Raw genomic sequence first — 22192 nt, forward strand, 5'->3', positions numbered from 1 at the left:
CTCACCCGCATGATCAAGCACCGCCTCAAAGTGGTCCAGCACCACCCCGACGTGATCGATGGCTGCCTGACCACCACAGGCCTCACCCTCACCACCACACCCGCCAACACCAATTAATCCTGGTTAGAGAGGAAGCAGGGGGAAGAGAGTAAGGTCTGGCGGATGGACGAGACGACGGGGCTTCCGGATGTGGAGGGCATGGATCCCCGGCGGGTCCACGCGGCGTTGAGTCTGCTGGCGGACGGCCGGTGGTGGTCGTTGGCCGCGCTCGTCCGGGAGAGTGCGGCGCCCCGGAGGTCGGTGGAGGCGCTGCTGGCTGGGCTCGCGGTGGAGCGCGACGGTGATCGATTCCGGCTGGACGCTGAGCAGGCCCGAAAGATCGGCGATCTCCTCGCGGGTGGGCATCAGCCGTTCGCTGCGGCTGATCCTGTCGGGCATCTGCTGCCGGAGTACCAAGCCGTTGTCGAGCGTGTCGCGGACTTCATTGCGCGTGCGCCGCGCGGGCGCCACGTTCTGGATCATGTGGCCGCGACGCCGGAGACGGTGGTGCGGCGCGCGCTGCTGCTAGGGGCGCGGTTCTGGCTCGCGGACACGCGGCTGCTCTGCGTCGGCGATCATGACCTGACCTCGCTCGCGGTCGGGATGATCCATCCGCAGGTCGAGACCATGGTGGTCGATATCGACGAGCGGATTCTCGCGTATATCGATGAACGGGCGGCGGAGCTGGGCTTGAGCATCCGGACGCGCTGGGCCGATTTGCGGCTGGGGCTTCCGGGGTCGGCGGTGGAGTTCGCTGATCTGGCGGTTACGGATCCGCCTTACACGCCGGACGGGGTCGGGTTGTTCGTGTCCCGGGCCGTTCAAGGGCTGCGTGAGCAGGGCCGTGGACGGGTGCTGCTCGCGTACGGGGCCAGTGACCGGACGCCGACGCTCGCTTTGAAGGTGCAGAATGCGTTGCGGGATTTGAACCTGGTATCCGAGGCCATTTATCCGGACTTCAATCGGTACTACGGCGCTGAGGCCATCGGGTCTGCCGCCGATTTGTACGTACTGCGTCCTACGTCCAAGAGCCTTCCGGCGGCTATCGCGCGCGCGGATCGGTTCAGCGCCGCCATATACACGCAGGGGCCGCAGGCGGTTGAGGCACGGGAGCAGGTGAAGGTGTCGGCCGCGGATCTAGGCGATGTGCGGCCGGACGTGCTCGTCGGCGCGTGGCCGAAGGACGTCCTGCCGGAGGTGCCGCGTGTGCGGTTGAGCACCTGGCTGGCCAAGCCGTACGCGGCCAAGGTCCGGCAGGCCGGTGTGGCCCTGCCCGCCGGGATGGAGGCGACGCTGGCACGCGTGCTTTTGGCGACGCGGGCTGAGCGAGTGCGGGTCGTGCCGGCCGAGGCGGCTGGGCTGGGAGAACTCACTGCGGTTCTAGAGCCGGTTTATGAACTGGTCGAGGACGGGCGTGCAATCGAGGCCGTCCGCAGGAATGAGCCTCGTGATGATCCGGCGTCGCGCATTCTGCGGGCGGTGATGGATCGGGCGCATGGGAAGGTGGCCAATACCTGGCGGGACGCGTTGATCGACGTCCAAGGTGATCTGACAAAGCGGCAGGCGCGCGCATTGGTTGCCGAGGCTGCGCCTTGGGCGGCAGATGTGACCTTGCTGGAGCTACCCATGCATCGACTACGGGAATTGCCGGACGCCATTCGGGAGTGCCTGGCCGGAGGCAGAACACCAGGCTAGCCGAGCTAGGACACCGGCTAGCCGAGCTAGAACACCGGCTAGCCGAGCTAGAACACCGGCTGGTCGAGCTAGAACACTGGCTGGCAGAGCGAATTGATTTCTCAGCCCGGCGAACGCTCCGCGTGGTCTCCCGGCGGACGCTATCCATGGCCTTCTGGTGGGCGTTCCGTGTGGTCTTCCGGCGGGGGTTCTGTGTGGCCTTCCGGCGGGGGTTTCGGCTGGCCTTCCGGTGGGCGTTCCGTGTGGCCTTCTGGTGGGCGTTCTGAGTGGCTTTTCGGTGGGCGTTCCGTGTGGCCTTCCGGCTGGCGTGTGCGGGCTAGGGCGCTGTGTACGCCTGAGTTGCGGACGTCGTGCCAGAACGGCAGGTGCGCCTCTTCGATGCGGACGCCGAGGACGAGCGGCGCCACGCGTTTCTCCAGGTCGGGAAGGTCGATCAGGCGTTCCAGCATCTTCTGGAACTCCTCCAGCCGGCCCTGGTGGTAGCGGACCTGTGCCTCGGCGAGCCGTTCCGCCGTCCCCTCGTCGCCGAGCTCGCTGAAGAACAGCTTCAGCTCGGCCTCGTTGCGGACCTGGAAGACCTCGGTGCCGGGGTCGCGGAGCCATTCCCGCAGTGCCTCGCGGCCCGCGGGGGTCAGCGAGTACGTGCGGCGGCGGCGTCCCTCGGTCTCGGCGGACTCCGCCAGCAGCCCGGCCTCCGCCAGCCGCCGCGGCTCCACGTACAACTGGCTGTGCGGGAACGGCCAGAAGTACCCGACCGACCGCTCGACGGCCCGCTTGAGCTGGTAGGACGAGCTGGGCCCGCGCAGGCCGATCAGCCCCAGCACGAGATAGGAGCTGGACGGATCGCCATGCCGCGGACCGTGCCGTCCATTCTGGGACGGTCACGGAGGCGTCAGGTGGGGAGGTTGCTCGGTTCGGGGTTGGGCGGCCGGTCCACCTCCAGGGTGTCGGCGAGGAGGGCGCGGGTGTAGGGGTGCTGGGGTCCGGTGAGCACCGACTCGACCGCGCCCGACTCCACGACGTGGCCCTGGCTCAGGACGACGACGCGGTCGCCGATGCTGCGGACGACGGCGAGGTTGTGGGTAATGAAGATCATGCTCAGCCCGTCGTCCTGCAGCGTGCGGAGCAGTTCGACGACGGAGGCCTGGACGGAGACGTCGAGGCCCGAGGTGACCTCGTCGCAGATCAGCAGCGAAGGGTCGCAGGCGAGCGCGCGGGCGATGGCCACGCGCTGGCGCTGACCGCCCGACAGTTCGGCGGGGTAGCGGTCCGCGAGCCGCCACGGGATCTCGACGCGCTCCAAAGCCTCCTTGGCCTTGGCGCGGGCGGCCTTGCCGCGGTCTCCGTAGAAGTGCTTCAGCGGCACCATGATCGAGGTCGCGACGGTCTCGCGGGGGTTCAGCGAACCATAGGGATTCTGGAAGACGTACTGCATCTGCTGCTTGACCGCCTTGGTCCGGTCTCGCAACCGGGGCGGAAGCGGCTTCCCGTCCATCTCGAAGATGCCGGACTGGTCCTCGTGGAGCCCGATCAGGCAGCGGGACATGGTCGTCTTGCCGCTGCCCGATTCGCCCACGACCGCCAGGCATTCGCCGGGAGCGACGTCGAAGGACATGTCGAAGAGGACCTGGGTTCGGCCGTAGGAGGCGTTCAGGTCCCGCACGCTGAGGACGGACGCGTCGTCCCGCGTGCTCTCGGCGTGCCGCAAGGGCTCCTTGACCAGGATCGTCTGGTTCTGCCGGACGTGGTCGACGCGGACGCAGCGCGCCGCACCGCCCGCGGGCGTGGCGACCAGCGGCGGCGCGGACTCGCGGCAGCGGTCCTCGACGAACGCGCAGCGGTCCGCGAACACGCAACCATCGAACTCGGCTCCCGGTGCCGGCGCCCGGCCGGGGATGGAGACGAGCGGCAACCGCTGGCGCGTCGACGGCACCGACTCCAGCAGCGCGATGGAGTAGGGGTGCGCGGCGGAGTGCAGGACCTCCTCGCGCGACCCGGTCTCCAGCACCTGCCCCGCGTACATCACGGTCACCAGGTCGCCGACGGCGCCGACGACCGCGAGGTCGTGCGAGACGAACACGGCGGCCATGCCGTTGTCCGCGCAGAGGCGGGCGACCATCTCCAGGACTCTCGCCTGGGTGGAGACGTCCAGACCGGTCGTGGGCTCGTCGAAGACGATCAGCTCCGGGCCCTTCGCCACGGCCATCGCGATCGCCACCCGCTGCTGCTGGCCGCCCGAGAGCTCCTGGGGGTGACGTCGCAGGAAGGCGTCGTCCGAGGGCAGGCCGACGGTTTCGAGAACCTGGCGGATCCTCGGCAGGTTCTCCTTCTTGGCGCCGACCATTCCCTCGGTCAGCTGGGTGCCGATCCGCATCGCCGGGTTGAGCGCCGTCGCGGGGTCCTGCGGCACGAAGCCGATGAGCTTCTTGCGCGCCTCGCGCAGGTCGTTCGGTGCGAGCGCGAGCAGGTCGACGCCGCCGACCACGACCTTGCCGCCGGTGATGTTCGCCCCCTTCTTCGCGAAGCCGAGCAGCGCCAGCGCGACCGTGCTCTTTCCCGAGCCCGACTCGCCGACGAGGCCCATGACCTGCCCGCTCTCCAGGGTGAACGACACGTCGTCGGCGATCACGCTGCCGTCGTCGAGGGCGACGGTGAGCCCGCTGACTTCGACCGCCTTCATGAACGAGCCCCTTCGGTGCGGCCGATCACGCGCGCGGCGCCTTCGGCGAAGAGATTGCCCCCGATGGTGAACAGGGCGACGCAGGCGGCGGGAATCATGACGGCGAGCGGCTGGATGGCCAGGCCGTCCTTGTTCTCGCTGACCATGAGCCCCCAGTCGGACGCGGGCGGCTGGACGCCGAAGCCGAGGAAGCTCAGCGAGGCGAGCCCCACGACCGACCACATGAGCCGGAGCCCGATCTCCACCATGAGCGGGGAGGTCACGCTCGGCAGTACCTCCCGCATGAGGATGTGGCGGGACGAGAGCCCGACGGTCCGCGCCCACATGACGTGCTCGCGTCTCATCACCGGACGCGCCGCGCCGCGCATGACGCGCGCCATGCCTGGCGTGAGCCCGATCGCCACCAGGACCACCAGGATCACCCGGTTCGGCCCGACCATCGAGATGAAGAGGATCGCCATGATGATCGTCGGGAAGGTCAGCAGCACGTCGACGAGCCGCATGAGCAGCGTGTCGACGACCCCGCCCGCGAAGGCCGCGACCAACCCGATGGCGGTGCCGAGGATCACGCCGCCGGACGTGGCGACGATCGCCATCCAGGTCAGGTTGGCTCCCCCGCTGAGGATGCGGGAGACGATGTCCCTGCCCAGCGAGTCGGCGCCGAGCAGCAGGCCGTCGCCGGGCGGCGCGTACGGCTTCGCGAGGACCGCGGTCGGCGAGTGCGGCGCGAGGAAGGGCCCGACGACCGCGAAGGCGATCATGGTGAGCAGCATGATCAGGCCGAGCCGGGTCTGCCGGGAGGTCAGGACGCGGCGGGTGAGGTTCGCGGGCGGAGCCTGGACCCCCTGCTCCCTGGGTCGCGTTCGGATCATGGCCGGACGCTCCTTCGTCTGTCAGCGGGGATTCGTCTGTCGGCAGGATTCGTCTGTCAGCGGGATTCGGCTGTCAGCGAGGTTCGTCAGCGGGACTTGTTCAGGGTTCCGAGCACGTCGGCGAGCTGGTTGAAGCAGAAGAACGCGACCGCCATGAGCATGATGATCGCCTGGATCATCGGCAGGTCGTGGCCGGCGACGGCGTCCACGAGCGCCGAGCCGATGCCCGGATACGCGAACAGGTACTCGATCACGACCGAGCCGGCGATGGTGTAGGCGGCCATGATGCTGGCCGCCGGGATGCTGGGTGCGAGGGCGTTCGGCAGGGCGTGCCGGAACAGGATCCGCCGCATCGACAGGCCCTTGATGATCGCGAGCTGGACGTACTCGCTCTCCAGCACGTCGATGAACGACACGCGCACGAGGCGCGAGAGATAGGTGACCCCGACGAGCACCATGACGGCGAGCGGCATCACGAGCTGCCGCGGATGCTCCCAGGGCGCGTCACCCGGAGGGATCAGCGAGACCGGGGGGAGGACCTTGAAGACGACGGTGCCGAACAGGGCGATCACCAGGCTCCCGATGACGAAGTCCGGTGTCGCCGTCACGATGAGCGAGGTGCCCAGGTAGGACCGGTCCAGCAGCCTGTCGCGGAAGACGGCCGCGAGCAGGCCGACCAGCAGGGACAGCGGCAGGATGAGCACCATCGCGATCACGGTCAGCGTCGCGGAGTTGAAGATCCGTTCGGCGAGGAGCTCGGACACGGGCTGACCGCTGACCAGCGAGTTTCCCATGTCGCCGGTGAGGACGTTGCTCAGCCAGTCCCAGTACTGGCTGAGCAACGGCTGGTCGAGACCCAGGTTCTGGTTCAGCTGGGCAACCTGCTCGGCGGACGCCCCGGGCCCGAGGATGATGTGCGCGACGTTGCCGGGCATCGCCTGCGTCGCCACGAAGACGATGATGGAGATGCACCACAGGGTCGCCACGCCCGTCAGCGCACGCCGCCCGATCTGCCACGCGAGCGCGGCCCGCCGGGAGCGGCCCGGGGCCGGGGCGTCCTTGACCGCGTCGCTGGTCGTCGTCTCGATAGCCGTCACAGCGACACCGTCCTACCTGACCTGCTCATTGGTCGATGCTGACCTTGGTGAAGTCGTACAGGTTCCCCGAGGGGAATTCCGGGACGAGGCCGCTCACCTTAGAGGAGTACACGCTCACCGTGGGGTTCGTCGCGGTGAGGATGCTCGCGCCGCGCTCGTACTCGATCTTCTTCATCTGCTTCTGGATCTCGCACTGCTCCTGCACGTCGGCGGTGGCGTAGAGCTTCTTGGCCAGGGACTTGAACTCCGAGTCGTCCCAGTGGTTGTGGTTGAGCACCGCGTCATCGCTGATCATCTCGGGGACGCCCTCCAGGTAGGGGCGCGTGTCGTAGCCGGTGTAGAACGTCCACTCGCCCCACTTCTCGAGGTAGGCGCCCAGCTCCATCTTCTGCACCTTGATGGTCACGCCGATCTTCTTGGCGTCCTCGGCGAGGATCTGGACGAGCTGGAGCATGCCGGGCTTGTTCGCGGCGGTCCGCAGGTCGATGGTGAGGTTCGACTTGCCCGCGTCCGCCAGCAGCTTCTTGGCCTGGTCGAGGTTCTGCTCCCGCTGGGGGACGGCCGGCACGCACTTGTCGAAGCCCGAGTGGTCGTTCGCCACCTCCCCGAGGCCGTCGAAGGCGTTGGTGAGCGCGAGCTTCCGGTTGACGATCAGCCGCATCGCCTGCCGGACGCGCACGTCGTCGAAGGGCGCGGTGTCGGCGCGCATGCCGATGGAGACCTTCAGGTTCACGTCGCTCTTCATGACCTTCAGGCCCGGCGTCTTCTCGATCGTCGGCAGCGAGGTCTGGAGGATGTTGGAGCTCGCGTCGATCTGCCGGCCGATCAGCGCGTTGGTGGAGGCCTCCGCGGTCTTGAAGCTGATGATCTTGACCTGGTCGAGCTTCGGCTTCGCGCCCCAGTAGCCGTCGAACCTCTTGACGAGCGTCTCCCGCCCGGGGGTGAACGAGACGAGCCGGAACGGGCCCGTCCCCATCGCCTGCTCGGGCTTGGACCCCTTCTTGTAGAAGATGATGTTGCTGTTGGTGACGGCGAACTCGAACGGCCCGTACGGCTTGGGCAGTTTGAACTTCACCGTCAGGTCGTCGACCTTCTCGATGCCCTTCGGGTCGATGAAGTCGATGTAGTTGCGCTCGATGAGCGCGTTCTTCTTGTCGAGGACCCGCTGGAAGACCGCGATGACGTCGTCCGCGGTGAACGCGCTGCCGTCATGGAACTTGACGTTCGGACGGAGCTTGACCGTCCACTCGGTGTTGTCCTTGTTGTGGGTGATGCCGGTGGCGAGCGCCCACTGGTAGCCGCCGTCCTTCGTCCGGTGGGCGAGCGGCTCGAACATCGTGGCGTTGCGGACGTAGAAGTCCTGCGATCTGAGGTTGGAGTAGGCGTCGAGGGTGGAGATGGTGCTGGCGACCACGCCGACGCGGAGCATGCCCCCGGACGCGCCCTCCCCCTCCGACGAGCCCGAAGAGCATGCGGCCGCGAGGCTGACGACCATCGCGGACGCCACCACGGGCGCGAGTATGCGGGGGCGTCTCCTCTGCCCCATGCCGACCAATCGACTCAACATCCTTCCTCCTTGGAAGACGCTGGTGCGGGTGCGTTGGGAGCGCTTGTAGTTTGTATGACGTACGAAAGCAGACGTAGTACGGCACGTCAATAACGAAGGTGGACCTGGTCTGCGGAAAAGGTGACGTTCGAGCGCTGTACCAGTGAAAAATACGCTCTGCGACCACATCGCTCCACTAAGTGGAGATTGACCGGCGATCGAACGTATGACTATCCTACGTCAGACAAAAATCGAGGAGAGGGCATGTCAGAGACGGGACCGGACCTGCGGATCGACCGCCCCGCGGAGACCGTTCCGCAGCTCGTCGTGCGCCGGGTCCGGCAGGCCATCCTCGAAGGCACGCTGTCGCCGGGACGCCGGCTCACCGAGCGCGAGCTCATGGAGCTCACCGGCGTGAGCCGGACCTCGATCCGCGAGGCGGTCCGCCACCTCCAGGCGCTGGGGCTCGTCGAGACGTCGGGCCGGAAGGGCGTGCGGGTGGCGGTGCTCGGCAGCGACGACGTCCGGCAGCTCTACGAGGTGCGCGCGGCGCTGGAGTCCGAGGCCGCGTCGCTCTTCGTCAAACGCGCCACGGACGCCGAGGTCTTGGAACTGGTCAAGCTCACGCGCCCCGGCAAGAGCGACGACGACCAGCTCTCCTCGATCTACCATTTCGACGAGCTGCTGCTGGCGGGGGCGAGGAACGCCCTGCTGGCGGCCACCCTCGCGCCGCTCCACGCGCGCATCCACGCGCTGCGCCGGCTGTCGCTCACCATTCCCGGACGCCGGGAGAGGTCCGAGCAGGAGTATCGCGACCTCGTCGCGGCGATCACGGACCGGGACGCCGACCGCGCCGCCCAGCTCGCCCGGTGCCACGTGGACGCCGCGAAGGAGGCGGCGCTGGCGGCCATCGCGAAGCTGGAAGAGGAACGAGCCTCCGGAGCATGACCGCCCAGGCCGGGATCGGATGAGCGCCGCCCTTCAGGAGGCCGCCGTATGAACGCGAACACACCCTTCTCGAACAGGTTCCTGTACTGGATCGCTCTCGACTTCGCCGGCTCGGACCCGGCGGACGTCGCGCGGTTCAACCGGTTCTACGACGAGACGCACATCCCCGAGGTCTTCGCGAGGCATCCGGGGTTCGTCGCCGCGCACCGCTACGCCCTCCAGGTGCCGGACTCGCGGGGCGACCTCGGCGCGACGTACCTGGCGGCCTACGAGATCGAGAGCGAGGAGGCGGCCGACGCCTACGTCGCCGGAGCGAACACCGGGACGAACAGCGGGACGAACAGCGGGACGAACAGCGGGACGAACAGCGGGACGAACGCCGGCGACGGCACCCGTCCCGCCTACACCGACGACCCGCCGCTGTGGCCCGAGCTGCTCACCCATCGATGGCGGGTGGTGTACGAGAAGGTCGCGGAGACCTCGCCCTCGGCGGGCGTCCCGGACGGGATCTACATCATCGGGATCGACCCGCCCGCGGACATCGGCGACGGGCTGGCCGAGTTCGAGGAGTTCTACACCAACGTCCACGTGCCCGAGGCGACGTCCATCGGCGGCTTCAGCCGGGCGTCCAGGTACGCGCTGCGGCAGGCGCTCGAGCATCCGGCACCCGGTTGCCCGCGCTACCTCGCCGTCTACGAGCTAGCGGACGCCAGCGACGAGAGCGTCCTCGCGACGCTGCGCACGCTGCTGAAGGCGAAGACCTGGACCCCGGGCCCCGCCTCCTGGGCCAGGCACACGACGCCGTGGCGGCTCTGGTACCGGAACATCTCGTTCATTCCACGGGCGGCACCGCCGGACGGAGCGACCGTCCGGCGACCTTGATGAGGGGGAGTCATGTTCATCCTCGACACCCAGATCCATATGTTCCTGCCCGACACCCCGGACCGGCCCTGGCCCGACATCGGCGAGACCTACACGGGGAAACCGGAGTCCACCCCGAAGCAGATCCTGCCCAGGATGGACGAGCTCGGCATCGACGCCGTGGCGATCGTCCCGGCGATCTGGGCGGGCGACGACAACGGGCCGGCGCTCGGCTGGGCCGCCGAGCACCCGGGCCGGTTCGGCGTGATGGGCAGGTTCAACCTCTGGGACCCTGACCGCGAGCGCATCGAGCGCTGGTTCGACGATCCGTGGATGCGCGGCATCCGGATGAGCTACCCGGATTTCCGCGGACGCGACTGGATCGACGTCGACACGTTCCCGTGGTTCTGGGAGGCCGCGGAGCGGCTCGGCATCCCCCTGATGCTGCTGATCTACGGCCCCGAGGTCCGCAAGGTCGCCGCGATCGCGGAGCGGCACCCCGACCTCCGGCTGATCGTCGACCACATGGGCCTGATCATCGGCGACCCGGACACCCAGGACCTCTGGGCGTACATCGACGACATCTTCCCGCTCGTGAAGTACCCCAACGTCTACATGAAGTTCTCCGCGATCCCCGACTACACGTCCGAGCCGTACCCCTATCCGTCGCTGACCCCGACGCTGCGCCGCGTCTACGACGCCTACGGTCCGCAGCGGCTCATGTGGGCCTCGGACACGACGCGGGTACGCGGCGCGACCTGGCGGGAGAACCTCGACCACGTCCGGTACACGCTCGACTTCCTCAGCGAGGAGGACAAGGTCTGGATACTCGGCCGGACGGCGGCCACGGTGCTGAACTGGCCCCGTCCCGAAGGCGGCTGGGAATGGGAGCGCCCCGATCACACGAAAGGATCGTCATGACGGTCAAGACAATTGCCACGCCTTCGGGCGCCGACTCCTTCGCCTCCTGGATCGACGGGTCGTGGCGCGAAAGCGACACGCGGTACCCGGCGACGAACCCCGCCGAAGGACGTCCGTTCACCGATCTGGCGGCGGCCTCGACGGACGACGTGGACGCCGCCGTCGCCAGCGCCGGAGCGGCCTTCCGCAAGACCCGCGGCGCGCGTCCCGCCACCCGCGCCGAATGGTGCCGCTCGGCCGCGCGGGCGCTGCTCGCCTCGCACGAGGAACTCGCCGAGGTGCTCTCCACCGAGCACGGCAAGCCGGTCGCCGAGGCCCGCGGCGAGATACTCTTCGCCGTCCGCGGGCTGGAGATGGCCGCGGAGTCCGTCCTCGCCCTGGGCGGTGAGACGCCGCACGTGCAGGACGCGAACAAGCGGGCGATCGTGCGCCGCGAGGGCCTGGGCGTGTGGGCGGTCATCACCCCGTGGAACTTCCCGGTGAACATTCCGGTCGAGTACATCGGCCCGGCCCTCGCGTCCGGCAACGCCGTCGTGTGGAAGCCGGCCCCCACCACGGCCGTCGTGGCGGCGAAGTTCCGCGAGATCCTCCTCGCGGCGGACTTCCCGCAGGAACTGCTGCAGCTGGTGATCACGAACGAGGTCGCGGTCGCGAGCCACCTCGTGACGCACCCGGGAATCGCCGCGGTCGGCTTCACCGGCGGCAGCGGGACGGGCCAGGCCATCGCCAAGGCGGCCTGGGACAAGAAGCTCCTGCTGGAGCTCGGCGGGAACTCGCCCGTGGTCGTCCTCGGCGACGCCGACCTCGACCTCGCCGCGGCGGCGATCGCGAACGCGGCGTTCTGGAACGCGGGCCAGGTGTGCAGCGCCGCCGGCAAGGTGCTGGTGGCGGCGTCGTGCGCGGACGAGCTCACCCGGCTGCTCGCGACCCGGGCCACGGACACGGTTCTCGGGTCCCCGCTGGATCCCGAGGTCACGATGGGACCGGTCCACCTGGAGTCCAGCATCGCCCGCTACGACCGGTTGATCGAGGACGCCAGGGAGCGCGGCGCGGACGTCGTGACCGGTGGGGAGCGGATCGCGGACCAGGACGGCTTCTTCTTCCCGCCCACCGTCCTCAGCTCCGTCGGGCGCGACGCCGCCCTCTTCACCGAAGAGACCTTCGGCCCGGTCGCCTCGCTGACGGTCTTCGACGACGAGGACGACATGGTCGCGGCCGCCAACGCCGGTGACTTCGGCCTCGTCGGCTCGCTGTTCACGACCGACGTCTCCAAGGCCTTCCAGATAGGCGAGCGCATCGACTGCGGGCTGGTGGTCGTCAACGACACCTCGAACTACTGGGAGTACAGCCTGCCCTTCGGTGGCGCGGCCGGACGCCGGTCCGGCCGGGGCCGGCTCGGCGGCCGCTGGGTCATCGACGAGTTCAGCCAGGTCAAGACCCTCGTGATAGACGTCCGGTGACCCACCGGCCCGCGACGGGCACGTCCCCGGGCTTATCGGGGAGCCGGGTTTATCGGGGGCGGGGGAAGGTGGGGAGCCCCGGTTCTGGCCGGACGTTGATCGTGTTGAGCATCGCGGTGACCGTCCAGTAGCGGCCGATGACGGCGATGAGGTCCAGGAGCTGGGCCTCGTCGTAGGTGCCGGCGAGGGCCGTCCAGGTCGGGTCGGTGAGGCGGTTGCGGGCGTGTAGCTCGTCGACCGCGGTGAGGAGGACCGACTGGAACTCCGTCCAGCCGTCGGCGGCGGGACCCTGGGGGACGCGGTCGAGCTCCTCCGGGGTCAGGCCGGCGGCGGCGCCCATCCGGACGTGCTGCCCGAAGGCGTACTCGCAGCGGCTCAGCCAGGCGACGCGGAGGATGGCCAGCTCGCGGTCGTGGGCGGGGAGGGGGGACCGGCCGAGCAGGTAGTTCTGCAGGGGGCGCTGCGCCTTCGTCAGGCCGGGGCTGTGCGCCCAGGTGCGGGACACGTGGGCGGTGCCGGTCAGGGCGTCGTCGCCGAACAGCTCGCGTTCGAGCCGGTGGTAGGCGTCCACGTCGACCGGGTCGATGCGGGGATCGACAGAGCTCATCTCGCGTCCTCCATGTCGTGGCTCGCTTCGCGCCGCGGCCGGCGGCGAGGGGCCGCGATCGCGAAACAGTTCACTACAGACCATACATTCCAGACGGTGACCCGAGCCGGGAACCAGTGGACCGTGGCAAACCGTTCCGCCGAGTGGGATCAATTTGCGCAGGTCAAGGCTTATTTCGTGGGGCGATGTCGGCAGATTTCGCCAATCGGGTGTTCGATGATCAGGGGATTCTGACAATTCTTTGGAGCGGTCGAGAGTGGTTCAGTTCTCGGCCTGCGCTGGTCATGCGCGCCCGAACGGCTTCCCCTGATCGAGGTCTTGCCCGCAATCGGACGGAACGTTAACGTTCAGCTACCCGATAGGAAAGTTTCCTATCAGATGGAGTTCGCATGCCCCGCTCCCCTCCATCGCCCGATGGACGCGGCCGTGCCGCTCAGGCAGACGCGGCTCGTCTCCCCGGCCCGTGGCCGTCTCCCCGGCCCCGGACGCCGTCCGGTCCCGTCCACGCCACGACATGACCACCCCAAAGGCAAGGACCCCCCGCATGAAGAAGTCACACCGCAGGCTCGCCGCCGCCGCGGCGGGCGTCGGCATCGCCCCCCTCGTCGCCGTCATCCCCGCTACCTCGGCCTTCGCGCACGGCTACGTCTCGGCTCCGATGAGCCGGCAGGCGCAGTGCGCCAAGGGAATCGTCCAGTGCGGAGCGATCAAGTACGAGCCGCAGAGCGTCGAAGGCCCCAAGGGCCAGCGCACCTGTAGCGGCGGCAGCCGGTTCCGCGAGCTCGACGACGACAACAAGGGCTGGCAGGCCACCACCGTCGGCCAGTCGGTGACGTTCACCTGGACGTTCACCGCCCGCCACCGCACCTCGAACTACGAGTACTACGTCGGCGGCCGGAAGGTCGCGGACATCAGCGGCAACATGCAGCAGCCGCCGGCCACCGTGTCCCACAACGTCAACCTCGGCGGCGTGAGCGGACGCCAGAAGGTCCTGGCGATCTGGAACATCGGCGACACCGCCAACGCCTTCTACGCCTGCATCGACGTCAACGTCCAGTAACAACCGTCCGGAGCCGCCGGAGGCTTCGAGAACTCACGGCGGCACATGGCGGCTGGTAACGGACGCGGCCGTGCCGCTCGGGCAGGCGCGGCTTGTCTCCCCGGCCCGTGGCCGTCTCCCGGCTTCGGACGCCGTCCGGCCCCGTCCGGTCCCGTCCACGCCACGACATGACCACCCCAAAGGCAAGGACCCCCCGCATGAAGAAGTCACACCGCAGGCTCGCCGCCGCGGCGGCAGGCGTCGGCATCGCCCCGTTCGTCGCCGTGATCCCGGCGACCTCGGCCTTCGCGCACGGCTACGTCTCGGCTCCGATGAGCCGGCAGGCGCAGTGCGCCAAGGGAATCGTCCAGTGCGGAGCGATCAAGTACGAGCCGCAGAGCGTCGAGGGGCCGAAGGGCCTGCGCAGCTGCAGCGGCGGCAACGCGGGCTTCCGCGAGCTCGACGACGACAACAAGGGCTGGCAGGTCAGCAGCGTTGGCCAGTCGGTGACGTTCACCTGGACGTTCACCGCCCGGCACAGCACGCGGAACTACGAGTACTACGTCGGCGGCCAGAAGGTCGCGGACATCCCCGGCAACAACAAGCAGCCACCGGCCACCGTCTCCCACAACGTCAACCTCGGCGGCGTGACCGGGCGCCAGAAGGTCCTGGCGATCTGGAACATCGCCGACACCGCCAACGCCTTCTACGCCTGCATCGATGTGAACGTCCGGTAACAACGGTCCCGGAGCCGCCGGAGGCTTCGAGAGCTCGCGGCGGCACATCGGCGGCTGGTAATGGCCGGCTCGCTCCGCACCCAGTGGCGGGCCGCACCGCGTGAAATCGCAAAGGATGTGATGTGGTGCAACGCAGAACGACGCTGCTCGGCGCCGCGCTCCTCGCGGCGGGGGCGTTGTCGGCCATTCCGCCGATGTCGTCGGCGTCCGCCGCGGACTGCGCGACGGCATGGAGCGCCTCCAAGGTCTACACCGGCGGCGCGGTCGCGTCCCACAACGGGCACAACTGGACCGCGAAATGGTGGACGCTGAACGAGTCACCGGGAGGCGCGATCGTCTGGGCAGACCAGGGGAGCTGCGGTGGTTCCAGCGGTCCCACCGACCCGCCCGGCAGCAGCGCCTTCGTAGTGACCGAGGCACAGTTCAACCAGATGTTCCCGAGCCGCAATTCCTTCTACACCTACGCCGGTCTGACCGCCGCCATGTCGGCTTACCCCGCCTTCGCCAACACGGGCAGCGACACGGTGAAGAAGCAGGAGGCGGCGGCCTTTCTCGCCAACGTCAACCATGAGACCGGCGGGCTCGTCCACATCGTCGAGCAGAACAAGGACAACTACCCGCACTACTGCGACAGGAGCCAGCCCTACGGATGCCCCGCTGGGCAGGCCGCCTATTACGGCCGCGGACCCATCCAGCTGAGCTGGAACTTCAACTACAAGGCCGCGGGCGACGCGCTCGGCATCGACCTGCTGAACAACCCGTGGCAGGTGGAGCGGGACGCGGCCACGGCGTGGAAGACCGCCATCTGGTACTGGATGACGCAGAACGGTCCCGGCACCATGACCCCGCACAACGCGATGGTCAACGGCCGCGGATTCGGCGAGACGATCCGCAGCATCAACGGCAGCCTGGAATGCAATGGAGGAAACCCGTCGCAGGTGCAGAGCCGGGTGAACGCCTACAAGCGGTTCACTCAGCTTCTCGGCGTACCCACCGGTGACAACCTGACCTGCTGATGGAGTGAGTGTTCTTCGTCCGGCCGTCCGCGGGGGCGTGCACCGTCCGGGGACCAAGGACGAAAGGCGCTCGACATAGATCGAGCGATCGCGGATCGAACCCTCGCGCGCGATCGCCACCGCGTCCGACCCGCGCCCGGCCACCTACCGGGCGCGGGTCGTTCGCTTCCGTCACCTCGTGTCGGCGGCGGGGACGTAGAGGCGGATGTCGTCGACGTGCGCCGAGCCCTCGTAGTAGTTCAGGTGCGGGTCCCCGATGATGAACGAGTCGGGGTAGGCGGAGCCCTTCGGCCAGGTGTGCTCGGTCGTGAACGTCCCGGCGGGGCCGGTGTGCTTCAGCGCGCGGTCGAAACGGCCGTCGTATTCGCCCGGGGTCTGGTTGTAGTGCCAGATCGGGCGGCCGTCCTCCACGAAATCGTGGTGGACGCGCAGCGTCGTCTGCCCGGTGTTGAGGAACGGGCCGCTCATTTCGAGCGTGTATCCGCTCCGGTCGCGCTCGATGGCGAACGTGTAGGACGCCTTCGGCAGCAGTTCCGGCCGCAGTTCGGCGCTGGTGAGGTGCTGGCGGAATTTGCCGCCCGGCCCGTAGGGCCTGTCCATGGACACGTTCCCGCAGGCCGTCTTGATGTAGTACTCGTTGCTGATGTTGTTGTTGGACGCCTCGCGGAACGTGTCCCCGCGGACGAACAGCGCGTTGATCCCGTTGAAGGTGCCGTCGAACGTCCGGTATATCTCGCCGGTCTTCGGGTTGCAGGTCCCGGCGCTCTTCCAGCGCTCGTCGTCGCTGTAGTAGCCGTCCATGATGACCTTGCGGCGGTAGTGGATGCCGGGGTTGCCGTGCGGCGCCGGGGTCGCGTAGTCGAGGATCGTCAGGTAGTAGAACCCGTTCTCCCGCGTCACGTCGGGGTAGTCGCAGCGCGACTTGCCGGGCAGCGCGCCCTGGAACGTCCACGGGTACCGGGTCTTGCAGGGCTCGCGGGTGTAGCCGTTGTGCTTGCCGCCGTAGTCGAAGGTGCCGCCGCGCTTGCCGCCGAAGTCGATCCCGCGCAGCGTCATCTCCACGCGGTAGCGCGGCGGTAGCGGGCGCGTGGGCCGGATCAGGACCCCGGCGTCCCAGCTCGGCTCGGAGATCCGCGCGGCCTTCTGCCCGCCCGGCAGGGACGCGGTCGACAGGCCGGGACGCGAGTCGGGACGGCCGTCGCGGTCCTTGTCGACGGCGGCGACCTCGGCGGTCAGCCAGCCGTCGCGGCCGAACGCGACGCGCTTGCGGAACACGTTCAGGGTCGCGAGCTGCCGCGCGAACAGCGGCCCGCTGATCTTCTTCCAGGCGTCGCCGTCGTCGTCGAACGCGTCGACGTGCCACGGGCTGCCCGGACCCTGCGGGTCGAGGCGCCACGGGGACCCGTCGACCTTCAGCGGACGGTCGAAGCCCTCATGCTTGACCAGGACCCAGCGCCCCCCGGCCCCGGCCCCGGCCTCGGACGCGCCGCCGTCCGGCCAAACCACCGCCGCCGGGACGACGGTCGCCGCCGCGGTCGCTCCCGCGGCCGCCATGGTGACCTTCCACGATCTCCTCAAGACGAGCCCCCTCTCGCGGGGACCCTAAGCTCGCCGGGGCTCGCCCCTGGCGGTCCGCCGCAGCGTCTTGGCCAGCCCTTGCCCGACTCCGGGGAGCGCTCTTGCAATAATGTTGCAATTGCGGCTTTGATGCACGGGCGGGGCAGATGCACCGTGTGACCAGATTTGCGACGGGGCGACGAAGGGCGGCGCACAAGGCGGCCCGCCCCCAACGGAGGGACCCATGACCGAAACGACGACGACCTGGCAGGAATGGCAGGACACCTGGGACCGCCAGCAGGAGTGGTACATGCCCGACCGCGAGGAGCGCTTCCGCGTCATGCTCGACACGGTCGAGGCGGTCGCCGGGCTCGAACCGGTCGTCCTCGACCTCGCCTGCGGGACGGGCACCATCACCGACCGGCTGCTGAAGCGCTTCCCCGGCGCCCGCTCCACGGGCGTCGACCTCGACCCGGCGCTCCTCACGATCGCGCGCGGCCACTTCGCCGGCGACGACCGGGTGGAGCTGGTGACCGCCGACCTGACCGACCCGTCCTGGACCGACGCCCTGCCGCACCGCTCCTACGACGCCGTCGTCACCGCCACCGCCCTGCACTGGCTGGACACCGAGCCGCTCCGCGCCCTGTACGGGCGCGTCCACGGCGTGCTCAGGGACGGCGGCGTGTTCCTCAACGCCGACCACATGACCGACGCGTCCACGCCCCGCCTCAACGCGGCGGCCGAGGCGTTCCACGCCGCCCGGCGGGAGCGCGAGCGGGCCGCGGGCGCGCTCGACTGGCCCGGCTGGTGGACGAAGCTCGCCGCCGACCCCGTCCTCGCCGAGCCGGCCCGGCGCCGCTTCGCGATCCTCGGCGACCCCCGCAGCCCGGACGGCGCGCACGGGGCCGACAGCCCGACGACCACGCAATGGCACCTGGACGCCCTGCGCGAGCAGGGCTTCGCCGAGGCGCGCCAGGTCTGGTGCTCCCCCAGCGACGCACTGGTCGCCGCCCTGCGGTAGCCGCCGCGAATCAGGTGGCGGGGCTCGGTTCGGGCTCCCGTTCCGGGCGCCGCGGGGAGCTGACCGCGAAGTACAGCAGGACCATGCCCGCTATCTGCGCGAGGTGGTACACCGACGTCGGGTCCAGCGCGACGCGGCCGGTGACGTCCGGGTCGAGCGCCTTGGTCCCCGCCGCCGCGCCGCTGGCCGCCAGCGCGATGATCACCGGTACGGCCATCGGGTGGCCGCGGCGGGCCGCCACCCCCCACAGGATCAGGATGCTGGCCATCGTCAGGCTCTCGCAGGCCAGCAGCGCGGTGACGCCCGCGTGCCCGGTCGCGGCCAGGCCGGCGTAGGCCACGATCCCGACCGACCGCAGCAGCCAGAACGTCCGGTGGTGGCGGGGCCCGAGCACCTCGGCGACGGTCGCGGCCAGCAGGTACGACACCGCGATGACGACCATGGCGCTGATGACGGCCCAGCTCGGCCCGTCCCACCGGTCCGAGAACTTCACGAAGCCGTGGTGGACGAACCCGGCCAGCGCCGCGATCCCGGCCCACCAGAAAGAGGTGCGCCAGTACCGGTGGCTCCCTGAAGCGCGGCCTAGGCGCACGGCGAGCAGGACCACGACCAGCCCGAGCCCGAGGTCGCTCAGGGCGGGTGCGGGTTCGGCGAGCATACGTGCACGGTACCGGGCAAATTACTCACTATGCGTGGCTGCCGTACGTATAGCATGAACGGTGACTTCGCCAGGGGCGCACCGCGGGGGGCGGTAGCGCCCGTCGCCCCCATGCCGCGCCATGGAGTCTCCTTCCATGAGCTCTCCCTCACACTCGCACCGGAGAGTCCACAGAGCGATCATCTGCGTCGACATCGAGCGGTTCACCCGCCCCGGCCTCAACGACCTGCAGCGGGCGGACATGCGCAGAGGTCTCTACGAGTCGCTTGAGCGGGCCTTCACCTGGGCCGGGATCAGCTCGGACGACCGTTACCACGAAGACCGCGGGGACGGGGCGTTCTACCTCGTCCCGACCGAGGGCCCGCAGGCCCGGCTGGTCGAGCCGCTGCCCTTCCACCTGGCCGCCGAGCTCGGCCGCCACAACCGGGCCGTGGGCGCCGACACCCGTATCCGGCTCCGCGTCGCGCTGCACGCCGGGTACGTCCACCACGATCCCAAGGGTGTCGTCGGCACGGCGCTCAACGAGGCGTTCCGGCTGCTCGACGCCCCCGAGGTGAAGAAGGAGCTGGAGGACGCGCCCGGCGACCTGGCGTTCATCGCCTCGGCGCGGTTCCACCACGACGTCATCCGGACGCGCCGCGTCTTCGACTCCTCCGCCGACCGCAAGGTGCGGACGACGGGCAAGGAGCCGCACGTCGAGGCGTGGCTCTGCGGGTTCGCCGAGCAGCTGCGCGGGGGCCGGGAGTTCTGCGCGGCGCTGGCCCGGATCCGGGACACCCTCGCCTCCGCCGAGGCGACGCTCCAGGAGGCCCGCGAGGTCAGGGAGGAGGCGGTCGAGAAGGTCTCCGCGCCCGTCCCGGACGTCTCCGACCCGGTGGCCGGGCTGCCGGCCCGCCTCGCCGCGCTGGACGAGCCCCGTCCCGGGCACCGCTGGGCGCGGCTCCTCGCCGGCGCGGCGGAACTCGAACGGGACGCCGCCGCGGCGCTCGATCAGGCGGAGAAGACGCGCGACGCCGTCAAGGGGCCGCTCGCCATGCGCGGGGAGCTGCGCGGCCGGCTGGCGTCGCTGCAGGTGATGGCCCGCAACCTCGGGCGCGCCGAGGACCCGCGCCTCGACGACCTGTACCGGTCGGCCCAGGACCTGCTCTGGACGGCCCCGTGCGACCTGGAGGCCGCCGAGTCGGCGGTGCAGCGCTACCTGCGGGAGATCCAGGAAGGGTAGGCCCGATGAGTTCGATGAGCCTGTGCACCTATTGCCGCAGGGGCGTCGTCCGGTCCGGGTTCTGCGGGTTCTGCGGGATGGCGCCGCCGTCCGGGCCGCCGCCGGAGGGGGCCGGGAGGCCGGACCGGCCCCTGACCGAGCCGTGGTCCGGGCCGACCGAGCCGTGGCAGGGGCCGGCGGGGCAGACGCCGTCCAGGCGCATCACCCCCTACGGGCTGCTGGACATGGCCGGTGTGCCGCCCGTCCCGTACCGCGACCCCGAGACGGCCGTGCTGGCGGACGTCCCCGGCGACGAGCCCGCCCCGCAGCTCCGGCCCGGCGAGATGGTCGGCGGCCAGTACGAGGTGCAGGGCTGCCTGACGCACGGCGGCCAGGGCCGGCTCTATCTCGCGCACGACAACAACGTCGGCCACTGGGTGGTCCTGAAGGGGCTGCTGGACGCGGGCGCGGACGTGTCCGACGTGCCAGAATCCGAACGCGCGGCGCTCGCCGCGGTGAGCCACCCCAACATCGTGAAGATCCACAACTTCGTCCGGCACCCGACGGGAGCGGCCGGGGTCACGGGCCGGGCGGGCGTCCAGCGCTACATCGTGATGGAGTACGTCGGCGGCCGCTCGCTCCAGGAGTTACTCGACGACCGGCGCCGCGAGGAAGGCCCGCACGCCGTGCTCCCCGTCGACCATGTCATCGCCTACGGCATCGAGATGCTGTGGGCGCTCGACTATCTGCACACCCGCCGCATCCTCTACTGCGACCTCAAGCCCGCCAACGTCATGCAGTGCGAGCAGCGGATCACGCTCATCGACCTCGGCGCGACCTGGCGGATCGACGGCAGCCCGCCCGGCGCGCCGATCTACGGCACCCGCGGCTTCGGGGCGCCCGAGTTGCCCGCGCGGAGCCCGTCGATCAGCTCCGACGTCTACACCGTCGGCCGGACGATGGCGGTGCTCAGCTTCGACTTCGACTACACCGGCGAGTTCGAGTCGAGCCTGCCCGACCGCGACGACGTCCCGCTGCTGCGGCGGTTCGACTCCTACGACCGGTTGCTGCGCCGCGCCACCCACCCGGACCCGGCGCGGCGGTTCGGCGGCGCGGCGGAGATGGCGGAGCAGCTGTTCGGTGTCCTGCGGGAGGTCATGTCCGCGCCGCGGAACGCCGATCCGTGGCCGGTGCCGTCCACGCTGTTCGGCCGGGAGCGGATCGCCGTCGGCACCGAGATCGCCCCGCCCGACCGGGCCGCCGCCGACCGGGAGGGGCCGGTGCTCGGCGTCCTCGCCGCGGACGCCGCCGCGGCGGCGCTGCCGGTGCCGGTGATGGACGAGCCGGACGAGGTCGCCGGCCTCGCGGAGCTGGTCGAGCGGGGCCCGGTCGAGATCGTCGAGACGCTGTCCGCCCGCGCCGCCCGGCAGCCCCCGTCGCTTGAGGAGAAGCTCGCCCTGGTCCAGGCCCACCTGGATCTCGGTCATCGGGCCGAGGCGGCGGAGGCGCTCGCCGAGTTCCCACTGTCCGACGAGTCCGGCGAGTCCGGCGAGGAGGACGTCGACTGGCGCGTCCTCTGGTACCGGGGCGTCAGCGCGCTGATGGCGGAGGAGTTCGCCGAGGCGCAGGGCCTGTTCGACGGGCTGTACGACCGGATGCCCGGCGAGGCCGCGCCCAAGCTGGCGCTGGCGTTCTGCTGCGAGGGGTGCGGCGAGATGGCGGAGGCCGCGCGCCGCTACGAGAGCGTCTGGCGGACCGACCGCGGCTACCTCAGCGCGGCGTTCGGGCTGGCCCGCGTCCGGCTGGCGATGGCGGACCGCTCCGGCGCGGTGGACGCCCTGGACGAGGTCCCGTCGCTGTCCAGGCACTACGGCGCCGCCCAGCTCGCCGCGATGGCCGCGACGCTGCGCGACCGTCCGTCCGGCGAGCTGTCCAAGGAGGTGCTGCAGAAGGCGGCGGCGCGGCTCGACCACGCGCGGGTCGACGGCGAACGCCGCCGCCAGCTCGTCGCCGAACTGCTGGAGGCCGCGCTGGCCTGGGCCGAGGCCACGGGCGCCGAGCACCCCGACACGACGCTGATCGACGCGCCGCTGACCCGCGAGGGGCTGCGGAAGGAGCTCGAACGGACCTACCGGGCGCTCGCCCACGTCGCCGACGACAGAGAGACCCGGCACGCGCTGGTCGACAAGGCCAACGCGGTGCGCCCGAGGACGTTCTTCGGCCCCTGACCCCGTCCC

General features: G+C 69.9%; 19 protein-coding genes. 11 read left to right on the forward strand and 8 right to left on the reverse strand.

What is annotated here, in order from left to right:
* Positions 1–162 precede the first annotated feature (162 nt).
* A complete protein-coding gene (locus E1264_RS21915) occupies positions 163–1734 on the forward strand; it encodes a bis-aminopropyl spermidine synthase family protein (protein WP_132176424.1) in 1572 nt (523 codons plus the stop codon).
* A gap of 140 nt (positions 1735–1874) precedes the next feature.
* Here the strand turns inward: E1264_RS21915 and E1264_RS21925 are convergent, their stop codons facing one another.
* The 5 genes from E1264_RS21925 to E1264_RS21945 form a co-directional block, all read right to left on the reverse strand.
* Positions 1875–2558, reverse strand: a complete 684-nt coding sequence (locus E1264_RS21925) for a PadR family transcriptional regulator (RefSeq protein ID WP_132176426.1) — start codon at positions 2556–2558, stop codon at positions 1875–1877.
* A gap of 68 nt (positions 2559–2626) precedes the next feature.
* Complete coding sequence (locus E1264_RS21930) at positions 2627–4414, reverse strand: ABC transporter ATP-binding protein (RefSeq protein ID WP_132176428.1); 1788 nt, start codon at positions 4412–4414, stop codon at positions 2627–2629.
* The gene (locus tag E1264_RS21935; protein ID WP_132176430.1) at positions 4411–5286 is read right to left on the reverse strand and encodes an ABC transporter permease; all 876 of its coding nucleotides are present in this window, start codon (positions 5284–5286) and stop codon (positions 4411–4413) included. Before E1264_RS21935 ends, E1264_RS21930 begins: the two co-directional genes overlap by 4 nt.
* 86 nt (positions 5287–5372) lie before the next feature.
* A complete protein-coding gene (locus E1264_RS21940; protein ID WP_243711085.1) occupies positions 5373–6383 on the reverse strand; it encodes an ABC transporter permease in 1011 nt (336 codons plus the stop codon).
* 25 nt (positions 6384–6408) lie between these two features.
* A complete protein-coding gene (locus tag E1264_RS21945; protein ID WP_165964298.1) occupies positions 6409–7950 on the reverse strand; it encodes an ABC transporter substrate-binding protein in 1542 nt (513 codons plus the stop codon).
* Positions 7951–8193: 243 nt separating this feature from the next.
* Here E1264_RS21945 and E1264_RS21950 point away from each other — a divergent pair, with 243 nt between their 5' ends.
* From E1264_RS21950 to E1264_RS21965, 4 genes are read left to right on the forward strand one after another with little or no spacing between them, the layout of a single operon-like run.
* Positions 8194–8877, forward strand: coding sequence for a GntR family transcriptional regulator (locus E1264_RS21950; RefSeq protein ID WP_132176434.1), 684 nt, complete (start codon positions 8194–8196; stop codon positions 8875–8877).
* Between the two features lie 48 nt (positions 8878–8925).
* On the forward strand, positions 8926–9759 hold the full coding sequence (locus tag E1264_RS21955; RefSeq protein ID WP_132176436.1) for a DUF4286 family protein: 834 nt from the start codon (positions 8926–8928) through the stop codon (positions 9757–9759).
* Between the two features lie 12 nt (positions 9760–9771).
* On the forward strand, positions 9772–10659 hold the full coding sequence (locus tag E1264_RS21960) for an amidohydrolase family protein (protein WP_132176438.1): 888 nt from the start codon (positions 9772–9774) through the stop codon (positions 10657–10659).
* A complete protein-coding gene (locus E1264_RS21965) occupies positions 10656–12119 on the forward strand; it encodes an aldehyde dehydrogenase family protein (protein WP_165964299.1) in 1464 nt (487 codons plus the stop codon). Before E1264_RS21960 ends, E1264_RS21965 begins: the two co-directional genes overlap by 4 nt.
* A 49-nt stretch (positions 12120–12168) precedes the next feature.
* Here the strand turns inward: E1264_RS21965 and E1264_RS21970 are convergent, their stop codons facing one another.
* Positions 12169–12726, reverse strand: coding sequence for a carboxymuconolactone decarboxylase family protein (locus E1264_RS21970; protein ID WP_165964300.1), 558 nt, complete (start codon positions 12724–12726; stop codon positions 12169–12171).
* 544 nt (positions 12727–13270) lie between these two features.
* On the opposite strand from E1264_RS21970, the gene E1264_RS21975 reads away from it, so the two are divergent.
* The 3 genes from E1264_RS21975 (at position 13271) to E1264_RS21985 (ending at position 15518) form a co-directional block, all read left to right on the forward strand.
* Positions 13271–13786 carry a lytic polysaccharide monooxygenase auxiliary activity family 9 protein gene (locus tag E1264_RS21975; RefSeq protein ID WP_132176444.1) on the forward strand — a complete coding sequence of 172 codons (516 nt, stop codon included), beginning with the start codon at positions 13271–13273 and terminating at the stop codon, positions 13784–13786.
* Positions 13787–13983: 197 nt separating this feature from the next.
* A complete protein-coding gene (locus E1264_RS21980; protein ID WP_132176446.1) occupies positions 13984–14502 on the forward strand; it encodes a lytic polysaccharide monooxygenase auxiliary activity family 9 protein in 519 nt (172 codons plus the stop codon).
* A gap of 122 nt (positions 14503–14624) precedes the next feature.
* Entirely contained in the window at positions 14625–15518 is an 894-nt protein-coding gene (locus E1264_RS21985) for a glycoside hydrolase family 19 protein (protein ID WP_207936074.1), read from the forward strand.
* Positions 15519–15689: 171 nt separating this feature from the next.
* Here E1264_RS21985 and E1264_RS21990 read toward each other — a convergent pair whose 3' ends face one another.
* Positions 15690–17072: a hypothetical protein gene (locus tag E1264_RS21990; protein ID WP_132176447.1), complete on the reverse strand. Its 1383-nt coding sequence runs from the start codon at positions 17070–17072 to the stop codon at positions 15690–15692.
* 247 nt (positions 17073–17319) lie between these two features.
* On the opposite strand from E1264_RS21990, the gene E1264_RS21995 reads away from it, so the two are divergent.
* Positions 17320–18096, forward strand: a complete 777-nt coding sequence (locus E1264_RS21995) for a class I SAM-dependent methyltransferase (RefSeq protein WP_132176449.1) — start codon at positions 17320–17322, stop codon at positions 18094–18096.
* Positions 18097–18106: 10 nt separating this feature from the next.
* Here E1264_RS21995 and E1264_RS22000 read toward each other — a convergent pair whose 3' ends face one another.
* Entirely contained in the window at positions 18107–18754 is a 648-nt protein-coding gene (locus E1264_RS22000) for a hypothetical protein (RefSeq protein ID WP_132176451.1), read from the reverse strand.
* Positions 18755–18890: 136 nt separating this feature from the next.
* Between E1264_RS22000 and E1264_RS22005 the strand changes: the two genes are divergently transcribed.
* Both E1264_RS22005 and E1264_RS22010 read left to right on the forward strand, forming a co-directional pair.
* Positions 18891–19976 carry a hypothetical protein gene (locus E1264_RS22005; protein ID WP_132176453.1) on the forward strand — a complete coding sequence of 362 codons (1086 nt, stop codon included), beginning with the start codon at positions 18891–18893 and terminating at the stop codon, positions 19974–19976.
* A gap of 5 nt (positions 19977–19981) precedes the next feature.
* Positions 19982–22183 (forward strand): serine/threonine protein kinase, encoded by a 2202-nt coding sequence (locus E1264_RS22010; protein WP_243711086.1) that lies wholly within the window; start codon positions 19982–19984, stop codon positions 22181–22183.
* Positions 22184–22192: the final 9 nt, after the last annotated feature.

It is taken from the genome of Actinomadura sp. KC216, assembly GCF_004348535.1.
In the GTDB taxonomy this organism is placed as follows: Bacteria; Actinomycetota; Actinomycetes; order Streptosporangiales; family Streptosporangiaceae; genus Spirillospora.